Source organism: Bradyrhizobium sp. Ghvi (assembly GCF_900115265.1).
Lineage (GTDB): Bacteria > Pseudomonadota > Alphaproteobacteria > Rhizobiales > Xanthobacteraceae > Bradyrhizobium.
Genome location: NZ_FOVU01000033.1, coordinates 1 through 11,074, shown reverse-complemented (window position 1 = coordinate 11,074; position 11,074 = coordinate 1). Strand labels below are relative to the sequence as shown.

Genomic DNA, 11,074 nt, shown 5'->3' with positions numbered 1-11,074 from the left:
GCTCCCACCGCCCAACCGGGCAAATCCAACGACCGGGGCGAACTCAGAACTGGATAAAACTTTGGGGCAAGGTCAAACTATCCGCTCTTCCCAGCCAAGGGGATTTCGGCAGCGAAACTCTAGCCAAAAATGGTCCAGTTTGCCGGCCTCAGATCAGTACGCCCATCCCATTCGTGTTGCTGAAATAACTCCAGACTCAAAGAATCACAGTTCTCCAAGCCAGCTAGTCCATACTTTTTTTGGAAGGATGCGAATCGCAAACTGGTTCGGATCGTCGCCGCTGGACTCCAGCTTTAACTCGTAGGGACCAATGTCAGTCGACGGATGATGTAGCCCCGAGCACGGATTCACATCATAGCCTTCGATGCAGACTAGGCGGACTCTCCCCTTCAGCGTGTAGCGCTCGCTCAGGCGAAACAGATCACGGTAACTCTTCTTGGCGCATTCGACTGACTTTGCAGTTAAGATTGTCACTAAGCGCGGGTTCAGAACTTCGGACCTGATTGAGCGATCGATCGCCACCACGTCCGCATCGGAGATGGGAATCGAATAGCGGCAAGCCACCAGTGCGCTTCCAGCGTCTTCTTCGATCCGCGCGTCCACGACTTGGATCTCTCCAAGATGGTTCTTCGTGGCCCGAATGGCGAGGTGAATCGCCGTGTGAAGGCGCCGCCTACGACACCTATACTCTGAGTCCAGTTCCACGCGGACCAATTCGCCGGGAGTCACCGGTGATGTTTCGAGGAAAACCCAAGTGAACCCATCGCACTTATCTGCGCCGAGGATCTCTAGCCCATGTCCGGCAGCACACCTCACGAGCCCACGATCTCTCGGTTCGCCACCTCCGGCGGGCCTTACCACGTTATCAGCGATCGCGACAGCCATACCCAAAGGGTGGGTCCGAACCGCCACTACTCTTGAAACTATCGTTGTGAGGTTGGGCTGAGCATTGAACACCTGATTCTGTTCTGGCATTTGGATTTTTCCGCTAGTACGATCCGGGGGCACATCCGCTCGGCCGACCGGGATCCCCTTTCAGGCGCTGATCTTCTTGGCGAACGATTCGATTGAGAAGATTGGACCGGGGTTGCCGCTGACATCCCGCAGGAAATCCAGGCTACGACAGCTGTATGTCCTGAAAACCAGGCGCTCGCCTTTACCGATTGCATCCCGTTTGTGAGCACCGCGGAAGTTGTTGAACGTCAAAACGCATCCAGGATCAAGCGGAAATCCAACCGCATGTCGATTTAGGGCCTCCATCAGCTGCTTGAGGGCTGCGAGTGCGGCTTCATCACCTTTGCGCGAGGCCCGCGTAGCATAGCTTGGAAAACGCAACTCGATATCGTCACCCGCTCCGGCTATTATTGGGCAGGGAGCCGACCACAATTCGGCTGCGAACCCGAAGCTCGTTGGAAACCGCAAGCTGAAACGCTCCTGTCGCAGAACCGCAATAGTCGACGGATCTAGTTCGGAGAGCGCATCGGCAGCCGCGGCGTAGCTCGTGAGCGTCCCTGGCGGGTTTACGATCCCGTACAGATTGATGTACTCGGTGCGAGCGTCTCTTGGCAAAGCAGCGTCATCAGTGTGCATCTTGAATTCGTCACGCGTGGTATTGGTGTTTCCGACCGAGCCAGTAATTGGTACCAGCGGCATGACCAACTTTCCATCGTTTTGGCAGGAGTAGTTGAAGGGCTCACCTAGTATGCTGCTTATGGCGAGCAGCACGATCCGCGCTTTTGACGGCTCCTGAGGAAGCCCGCTGAAATACGCGGCTAGCAACTTTCCGGACTTTACCCCTCGCAGGACTTGCGCCAAACGGGGCAACGTAGCTTCAAACGTCGGAACGAAACTCTTTCCGACTTCCGCCTGCTCGGCCGCGGTGGTTGGCCATTCGAAATTGTCAACGTACCCTGCCAACGCGTTTGTCAGGTTGGTGCGTTCGGTGTGGTGGAGCGATCCGACAGCTATATGCTCAAAGTCCGTGTGTAGAACGGAATTCCGGCCACTCAGGACTTCATTTCTTGATCGTACGCTGCTTAGATAACCCAGTCTTCTCAAAGTTTCTGCCAAAGATTTCTCGAATATATCAAGCCCCCGATTCAACGTGTCAACATCAATCGTAAGTGCAGGGAGCACTTTTATGACTTGATCGATACGTCCGCATCTTTCGAGAATCAATCCACTCTTGAATGCATCGCGTGTTACGCCCTCTGCGATTTCGGTCCTCTTGCAATCAAACCCGAACGCCATCCCTCGCCCTCGAACAGTCAGACTGTTTCGGTGCTCGAACGCAATGGACTCAAGTCGGCCCCGCACAAGTTCTCCCATGTGCTGAACCCCTTTCGAGAAACTCTGGTTACTCCAATAAACATCTATAGCTGCGGTTGCTGAAACAAGCGCAAGATTGTTTCCTCGAAAAGTGCCTGAATGCTCTCCTGGCTGCCATACGTCGAGCTCCTCTTTGATCAACAACATTGATAATGGCAGACCAAAGCCGCTCAACGATTTAGAGAGGACGATGATATCGGGTGCCAAGTCTGCAAACTCGAAACTAAAGAACCCGCCCGTGCGACCACAGCCCATTTGTATGTCGTCAACCACGAAAACCGCGCCTACATCCTTTGCTATGGCCTGGATTGTTTGCAACCATTCCCTGCGGGCTACGTTTATACCTCCCTCTCCCTGAATAGTTTCAACGAGGATGGCGGCTGGACGATCGACGCCGCTGCTGTCGTCCATCAATGCCTTTCGAACGCAATCAGCGGTATCGAGAGCCGGTCCAAGATATCCGTCATAGGGCATGAACGTTACACCAGGCAGCGATATCCCACTGGCGTTGCGATGAAAACGGCTTCCAGTCGCAGCGAGCGCTCCCAAACTTAGGCCGTGATAGCCATCCGTGAACGAAATGATGTTCTGACGACCTGTGACTTTGCGCGAGAGCTTTAAAGCTGCTTCAATCGCGTCAGCTCCTGTTGGCCCCGTGAATTGAAACCGATATTTCAGACCCCGCTCTCGAAGTATGACGGAGTTGAAGGTCTCCAAAAACTTGAGTTTTGCAGGGGTGGCCACGTCAAGTCCGTGGACCACGGCGTCCGATGCCAAGTATTCCGTAATAGCCGCCCTGATCGCGTGATTGTTGTGGCCATAGTTCAGTGCTCCAGCGCCAGAGAGGAAGTCAATAAGCTTTCGACCATCCTCTGTTAACATAATCGATCCGCGCGCCCGGCTGAAGACAGCTGGAAAACAACGTGAGTATAGACGGACGTTTGACTCCAGAGCTTCGAAGGCCTCCATATTGCGTGCCTCTTCCATTACTCCATTCATCGTCGTCTCCTTCACTGGCAAGCGATTAAGAGCAATCGCTTTCTTTCACATTGCGGCGGCCCTAGGTCATCGTGCGTTCAACTGAGTCCTATGTTGTGGCCTGCAGGTAACCGCTCACTTACCTGAGAACGGCAAACGTCGAACCTACTAGCATTGACAGCCCTGTAGTCATCGGTGAATAAGTCGGACTTCATAGCGGGATGGGCTAAGGTCGCAGATTCAGCAGGACGTAGATTTAACCCAAGAAGGGCCCTAAGAGCATGAGCGAGACACCTGACAAGGCATTGGAGAGGGACTTTTTGCCCAACTCCGTTCAGATCACGAGGCCTTGTACTCAAACCGCTCGAGTGACCAGGTCGAGCCAGAGTGCCCAGGCCGTGTGCGTCTAGCACACCAGCGCGTCCGTTTCAGCGCCAACATCTCGGAAACTGGTAGAATATCGCGGCTAACCTGAATCACCTCAAGCGTGCGCACGTTCTCGGGTACCCCACATCAGAGGTCGAAGCGCAGCATGAGACGGGCGGACAGGCCTACCGTTCGGCCAGATGTGCTTCAGTGATTGTGGAAGTTGGCACTATTTCATATGCTTCCACGAACCGGTGGCACGGATTCGCCGGTTCGACTTTTGCCTCCCGTTTGCCCTCCTGTACCGCTCGAGCCTCTCAACTCACATAGCTCAAGTAAGGCCGGTACAGCCGAAACGCAGCGGCCTCAGGCATTTTGGCGATCACGGCCAATGCGGTGATCGCGTTGTAATAAATGACGTCTCTGGGAGTGCGCTTGTTTGAATGCGCAAACGCTCGGACTACGCTTCGCTTCGTGTGAAAATCGATCGCAAAGGAAATCGACGCCGATAAGCTACGGACGTGGTGGAGAGTCCCGGCCGGCATATACAGTATATCGCCAGCACTCACATTAACTACTACAGGCGTCGCGTGCCGGTACTGCGGAAACTGCACGTAGTCTGGTCGCTCAGGATCCACATCAAACCACCGCCAACCGCGGCGCCCACAGTACCTTGCTTGGTTCAGCGGCAGCAGCGTGAATTGCTTCGTACCGTAGATCTGAAAGAAAAGGTTATGGGTAAGTAAGCTGTCGAAGTGGAGTGGGGTAACCGCGCCTGCAGGACCCATGAAGAATTGCGAGTAGCGCCACCAATGCCGGCGGTACCAAGGACTCAGAAAGTTCGACGGAAAGGGTTCACAATCGCTTGCCAGACTTTCTACCAAGCCCAATAAGGGAATGTCGTGGCAGTACGGAATTTCTTCAGGAGCGGGGACCTGATCGCCGTCGCCCACCTTCTGCATGATCAAGCGGACGTATTCTGCCAGCCGCCAGGAAGAAACCTTGATGTCGCCACGGTTGATGATCTTGACCGGCACGGTGAATGAGCCGGCGACCTCATCGAAGTACCCAGGCGACCACCGCTCGCAAGCGGCCCAAGCAGCACAGCCGCCTTTTAGGAGAACCGGCCTGAGTGCATCGCGGTAGTTGGTAGCGAACTCCGCGTCAGATAACTGTGTCACAGTTGGGACCGATGACCAGCGCTCCAGCCTCGGGGAAGGCCGACGACGAGGCATTTGCGGCGATGTCCCGATTTTGATTTTACCCATTTCTTCGTGCTCTTTGCGAGTTGACTAAGTTAGGAATTCCACAGTGACCATACCGGATACGTGAGAGCGAGAACAACGGAAAGCATTTATCGAAGCATACGTTCTGCTAATGAGTTCGTCGAACCGGCAGGGCATTTTGCCGGGTCTTTTGCACTCTTCCTGAATGACAAGCGAATGTGCTCAGCAAGCGTTGCTGCCGCGCGAGGCTGATGGCCAGGAGCACGATGGAGGACCAGATCAGCTACACCAAGCGCGGGGAGCTCATCCTGCTCGCCAAGCTTGCGCACTCCGGCTGGCATGACAGAGTCTTCAGCTACCGATATTGCCAGCCCAGCTGAAACCGCAGCCACGATGGCGGTCATTGAACCGCTGGACAACACCACCTCGAAGCATCGATTCGCCTGTTTAAGGGTCCTTAGCGCAATATCCCGACGGACGCACCGATCGGACAATAGCGCCAGCGGTAACAGACGGGAGGTGTGCGGTGAATTGTCGCTCGACGTAATCCAATGCAGCTGCTCTCGTCGAAGCACCTCGCCATCTGTGTTTTCGGGATGTCGCATTATTAGGGCAAGGTCCACACGCCCATTCCGAACCTCCTGCATCAAATTCGTTGATTTTTCGCTTACCAGCTCTAGGAGGACTCCCGGACATGACTTGTTTAGCAATAATAGGGCCTCGGGCAAAAAGACTGGAACGTACTCATCCGGTGCCCCGATGCGCACGACGTTCTCCGTTGGGGCAACCGAAAGGTTGGCAAGCGCTTCATCATTAAGACGTAGCAATCGCCGAGCGTAGTGGATCAGCAACTCTCCCTCGCTCGTGAGGTGTGCTCCGTGCGGCTCTCGCACGAAAATTGGCTTTCCGATTCGCTCTTCCAATCGCTTGATCTGCATGCTGATCGCCGCCTGAGAGCGGAACAGGCGCTCACTTGCTCTGGTGAAGCTGCTGGTTTCTGCAACCATTATAAAGGTCCGCAGAAGATCGGGGTCCAAGAGCTGCAGCATTTCGTCTCCGTTTTTGGCTCTCTGCTGCGGCAAAGAAGGGATGTGTAATCGACTCATTGCGGGAAAGGATGACTGCTCCTAAATTCCGAAGAGACGATGTATTTTGCGAGGCTGTTGTTGCCCACGCCCAACTTTGGGAGGGGTTTGAAGTCAAAACGTCTTCAGCATCTAAGCTCCTTCAAGAGCTTCTCGCGGAGCGAATTCGTTGCGCACAGAATGCCGGCTGCATGTTTCCCATTGGCATTCATAATTCAGATTCTTAGGCATTAAATTCCTCTAACCCGCCGCCCCAACCAATGACCGGAACGCTCGGATCGCGGCGCCGCATGAGAGCGACCAGACAACGCGATCGCAACAAACCTGCGTCTCAACGTGCGTTTGGTCCTGATAACTCTAAAGTCAAAGTTGGACCTGTATCGGCCGGATCTTTGCCGCTGGTGAGCGGCGGAGAAGGGCACCATGTTTGCGTCCCACTGATCCGAAGCATGCTACGTGCAAATCGTCCGCTGTCTTAGTGCGCAGCACAAAACGCGACCTACTAGAACTAGTGGGCGGCTATTGACATCAAGTGAGGGCATACTCATCCAAAGAATACGGCAGACAAACAGGGCGCCGCTTGTCGGCACAGTGTCGGGCTGATCTACTAAGGAGGGCCAATAATGCCGGGCCACTGATGGGGTTTAATCCACAACCTTTTGGCTAATGGTATCTGCGACGCGCGAGGCGAACTCGCGGTCAGCCAGTGCACTGCATCCGAAATCAGCTTTGTGGAGCTACGAGAATGGCGATCACCAAAGGACGGCACGTTTTTCCGCGAGAAGAGTACTTGCGCCGGATTGTCGCGGTAAAAACTGAAATGGCGCAGCGCAACCTTGAAGCGCTTATAATAACAGACGGCTCCGATACGACTTATCTCACGGGCTACACCGCGAAGACTACACCACAAGGGCTGCTAATTTCGGTTGAACGAGAGGAGCCGACGTTCATCGTGCGCAAACAGGACGTTCCAGCAGCTCTTCATCAAACGTTCTTGCAGCGAGACAGCGTAGTGGCTTTTCCTGAAGAACTCATGGGTAACATTGAGAAGGATGGTTATGACGCGGTGATCGATTACATTCTCGACGCTGGTCTCGCTAATCGTCGAATTGGGCTCCAACTTGGTGTTCTATCGGCCCATTCCTCGCGGAAATTCAAAGCGCGACTGCCTCAGGCAACGATGGTGGATTGCACAAAAGTCGTAAGCTGGATCCGAATGACTAAGTCTGATGTAGAGATAGACGTCATGAAGGAAGCCGCCGCTATTACGGATGCTGGGATCATACGTGCGACAGAAGTGATACGCCCTGGTGTGCGGGAGGCCGATGCGATGGCCGAGATCGTGGGCGCGCTGCTACGCGGTGCCAACGGCAAGCCCGGGACGTGGATTGCTAACCCTTATCTCTGCTCCTCGCCGCGTACCGGAACAAGCCACATTCGCTGGAGCGAGGACGTCCTTCGCCAGGGTTCACAAGTGAATCTCGAAATCGCTGGTGTGCGCCACGGCTACACTGCACCGATCTGCCGAACCTTCTCGATTGGACGTCCCTCCGACCATCTGCGTCGTGTGCATGAGGCCCAGCTAGCCGGCTTGGAGGCTGGTCTCGATGCCATTAGGCCCGGGTGTACCTGCGGCGGCGTCGCACAAGAGATCTATCGCGCAATCAAGAAGCTGGGCGTCAACAAAGACTCCCGCTGTGGCTATGCGGTCGGTATCGATTGGATGGAGTTGACAGCCAGCTTTAGGGAAGATGACATGACGGTGATGAAGCCGAACATGACCTTCCACCTGCATTTGGGAAATTGGATCGATGAGGACTTCGGGTACGTCATTAGCGAAACGGTTCGCGTAACCGAAACGGGCGTTGAAGTGCTGACAAATACCCCCAGGACGCTTTTCGAGATTTAGCTAGAGCTCCTGAGAATTATCGAAGCAGTGGTCACCAATGCTGGACCGAGTGTTATCGATTCGATCTCTCCTGCCTCGATTAGATGAATTCGCGGCTTTTCAGTTCCGCGTGCAGGACGAGTCCAAATTATCGGTTTCGCAGCGCGTGCAAAGCCGGTCTATCGTAGAGTGCTCTTGCGCCCTCTTGCGGAACTAAGCTCGAGATTTCCCTGGATGGCCACACCTTGCGAACTCCTCAATTCAGGCGCAGCATGCCTAGCTGTTCGACCGGCTCTCGAACATGCCGAGGATCTTCTTCGCGAACCTCCGCAAATGCGGGCCGCCAAGGCAAACTACTACTGGTCGAACGGAGAACAGCCTTCCCTTTGTAGCTCCGCTTCACCTCCGCTCCCTGCAGCTGAGTGGGCATGGGCGTCCCTAAATCGGTGGACGCCTATAGCTTAGGCAGCGAGAGGTGTCGGATGGCGAAACGGCATCGTCGGTCATATTCGGGCGAGTACAAGGGGCAGGCAGTTGTCTGGTTTTGTCGAGCGGTCGCTCGGCGAAGTCGGTATCGAAGGAGCTCGGGCTCGATGGCTCCCGTGCTCAGTCGATGGGTGAAGGAGCGGAGCACGGTAGCAGCCGGCGGCAGCGCCGCGGCGCCCACGTCGCAAGCGTCGGTGCCGTCGGCGGAACAGGCTGACGTGATCGCACGGTTACAGCGGCAAAACGAGCAGTTGCACATGGAACGCGACGTTTTAAAAAGTCGATCGCGATCTTTGCGGGACCTCGGACATGAGGTTCCGCTTCATCGAAGATCGCCGCGCGGACTATCCGGTCCACATCATGTGCCGTGTGCTCGGCGTCTCGCCAGGGGTACTATGCCTGGCGGTCGCGGCCGGAAAGCCCCCCGGCGGCTGCCAATCGAGGTGCTGGAGGACATCAAGCGGGTTCATCGGTTCATCACGACAGTCACGGGCGCTATGGCAGCCCGCGGATCCATGTCGAACTCAAAGCCAGGGACATCATGCAAGCCGTGGCCGGATCGAGCGGCAGATGCGCCATCATGGCGTTCGAGCCATCTCGGCGGGGCCGCGGCGATGCCGCACCACCGACAGCGGGCATGGCTCCCGATCGCGCCCAATTTGCTCGGCCGGAACTTCTCGGCCGCCACGCCCAATCAGGTCTGGCTCGCCGACATCACCTATGTCTGGACCGGTCAGGGATAATTGTACCTGGCCGCCATCATGGATCTGTACAGCCATCATAACGCGGGGTGGGCGATGGACGAACATCTACGCGCCGAATTGCCGCTCGCCGCATTAAGGATGGCGATCAAGGGACAAAAGCCGGCCTGATTCATCACTCCGATCGCGGCACCCAATATGCTTCAACCGAATATCGCCAGCGCTGCAAGCCGCCGGCTTCCTGCCTTCGATGAGCCGCAGAGCCGACTGCTACGACAATGCCACACGCTCAAATCCGAACTGGTCCATCACCGCCAATATGCCCCGCAAGGAAGCAGAGCGCGACATCTTCATCTACATCGAGGGTTTCTACAATCATCACCGCAGACACTCGGCCATCGGCTATATCAGCCCGGTCGAGATGGAGCTAAAATCGGCTTGAATCCTGTCCACTTTTTTGGGGGAAGATCAGTCAGCGCTGACGATCGATGCTCGTTTCAGAAGACGCATCGTCACGCTCTGATCACAAACACTTCTGACGATATCGACTAGGCGGCCTCCGGAGGTCATTCTCTTCGTCCACTGGGGCGGCGCTTCGGACTTGGTTGCCCAATTCTGGCCGAACAACGCAACTGCACCTCGACGTTCCGAGCCGTCCATAATGGGCCTGATCACTAGCGACATTTGTGTGTTGACCGCTTGATTGCAAGATTGCAATGGCCTCAAAACGGGTAATGGCTATCACTGGTCCCCGAGCGAATAATATGCATGCGCTCAAACTTCCGCATGCAGCTGTTCGAGCCCGCACAGGGACGGAATCGAGCCTCGGCTCATCCGGGCCGTTGGACCCGCGATCCAACTCGCGCGGCTGAACAACCTGCAGTTGGCAATCCCATCCAGCAAGGCTTCTTTTTATCAACCGCAGTTCAGGTAGGCTCTCCGATGCACGACTAGACATCATTTCAGACGTCCACCCCAAGGTTACCACCTATTTTGGGGGCTCTCTTCATGGGCAGGTATCACGCGCCTGAAAGTACTATATGGTTTGCTCACAAGAGGTGCTGAGCGACAGGAATTACGGACTCGGGCGTCTTAAGCGGCAAATCTCGGTTCTTACCGGAGACGCCTGGGGCGTCGCAGGACCATTGCGCGGCGGATGGTGCACAGATGCCGTATGCCGGATGAGTGTTCACCGGCATACCATGAAATTTCTCACGTGCCCTAGTTCGCCTAGCATCGCCTGCCGCTTCGAAGGAAATCAAAAAATGCGTGATCAGCATGCACCACCCCAGAATGACACTCTTCTCAACACGTCAATAGGCAAAAAGCGATTCCTTACGAAAAAGCTCTGCGCCAGGAGGATCGTATGATGTTTGAGAAGACCTTTGATCGCTGCAACACCATGTATGTCCAACCCGTGCCCGGAAAAGGCCGCGGCGTTTTTGCAAATATTCCCTTCAAGATTGGAGATGTTATTGAGCGCGCTCCAACGTGGGGATTTGACGATGTTGCGGCCAAGCTGCTAGATCGTACGGACATATTTCAGTACTACTTCGTGCGGCACGATCGGCATCTCAAAGGCGATCCTCTGGCAGGTTACATCATCTTCGGCTTGATGTCCGTGGTAAACCACTCATTCCACCCTAATGCACGGATAGAGTGGACTGATACAGATTCTGGGGCGTGGGCAAGCATCGTGGCGTTAAAGGACATAATGATCGATGAGGAGATAACACATCAATATACGAATGTCTCCGCCTATCGTGATACGATCAAATTCATTGATTAGCGAGGTGTAAAGTGGGTCTCTCTCCCGCCGCAACCATTTGACCGAGTCTCTCGAGCGCTCGAGGCAGCGTTTAAGATTGCAAGCTTTCGGACCATGATAGCAAACACCTGCGATTTTGCTTCTGAAAATTGGTGGGCATGACAGAAGTTCTCGCGACAGTGACCTGCCACTGAGTATTTCCTCCAGAAGTAGTTAGAGTCCGGCCTGAAGAAGGACGGACAGATGAA

General features: G+C 55.1%; 7 protein-coding genes and 1 pseudogene. 4 read left to right on the top strand and 4 right to left on the bottom strand.

What is annotated here, in order from left to right; all coding sequences use genetic code 11:
• Positions 1–188: hypothetical protein (locus BM374_RS39255; protein WP_210188633.1), on the top strand; the 188-nt coding region annotated here is incomplete at its 5' end.
• A 16-nt stretch (positions 189–204) separates the two neighbouring features.
• Here the strand turns inward: BM374_RS39255 and BM374_RS38340 are convergent.
• The 4 genes from BM374_RS38340 to BM374_RS37515 form a co-directional block, all read right to left on the bottom strand.
• On the bottom strand, positions 205–603 hold the full coding sequence (locus tag BM374_RS38340; protein ID WP_143270358.1) for a hypothetical protein: 399 nt from the start codon (positions 601–603) through the stop codon (positions 205–207).
• Positions 604–1,035: 432 nt separating this feature from the next.
• Positions 1,036–3,327, bottom strand: a complete 2,292-nt coding sequence (gene ectB / locus BM374_RS40235) for a diaminobutyrate--2-oxoglutarate transaminase (RefSeq protein ID WP_143270357.1) — start codon at positions 3,325–3,327, stop codon at positions 1,036–1,038.
• A gap of 662 nt (positions 3,328–3,989) precedes the next feature.
• A complete protein-coding gene (locus BM374_RS37520) occupies positions 3,990–4,940 on the bottom strand; it encodes a cupin-like domain-containing protein (RefSeq protein WP_244552878.1) in 951 nt (316 codons plus the stop codon).
• Positions 4,941–5,026: 86 nt separating this feature from the next.
• Positions 5,027–5,947, bottom strand: coding sequence for a LysR substrate-binding domain-containing protein (locus BM374_RS37515; protein ID WP_177248813.1), 921 nt, complete (start codon positions 5,945–5,947; stop codon positions 5,027–5,029).
• A gap of 781 nt (positions 5,948–6,728) precedes the next feature.
• On the opposite strand from BM374_RS37515, the gene BM374_RS37510 reads away from it, so the two are divergent.
• The 3 genes and pseudogenes from BM374_RS37510 to BM374_RS37495 all read left to right on the top strand — a co-directional run bounded on the left by BM374_RS37510 (position 6,729) and on the right by BM374_RS37495 (position 10,847).
• Positions 6,729–7,892, top strand: coding sequence for a M24 family metallopeptidase (locus tag BM374_RS37510; protein WP_092303964.1), 1,164 nt, complete (start codon positions 6,729–6,731; stop codon positions 7,890–7,892).
• A gap of 484 nt (positions 7,893–8,376) precedes the next feature.
• Positions 8,377–9,500, top strand: a pseudogene (locus tag BM374_RS37505) (IS3 family transposase).
• Between the two features lie 924 nt (positions 9,501–10,424).
• A complete protein-coding gene (locus tag BM374_RS37495; RefSeq protein ID WP_092303960.1) occupies positions 10,425–10,847 on the top strand; it encodes an SET domain-containing protein-lysine N-methyltransferase in 423 nt (140 codons plus the stop codon).
• Positions 10,848–11,074 lie beyond the last annotated feature (227 nt).

Coding starts and splice junctions, on each gene's coding strand:
- BM374_RS37515 (WP_177248813.1), bottom strand. CDS start 5,947: ATGCTGCAGCTCTTGGACCCCGATCTTCTGCGGACCTTTATAATGGTT.
- BM374_RS37520 (WP_244552878.1), bottom strand. CDS start 4,940: ATGGGTAAAATCAAAATCGGGACATCGCCGCAAATGCCTCGTCGTCGG.
- BM374_RS37510 (WP_092303964.1), top strand. CDS start 6,729: ATGGCGATCACCAAAGGACGGCACGTTTTTCCGCGAGAAGAGTACTTG.
- BM374_RS37495 (WP_092303960.1), top strand. CDS start 10,425: ATGATGTTTGAGAAGACCTTTGATCGCTGCAACACCATGTATGTCCAA.
- ectB (WP_143270357.1), bottom strand. CDS start 3,327: ATGAATGGAGTAATGGAAGAGGCACGCAATATGGAGGCCTTCGAAGCT.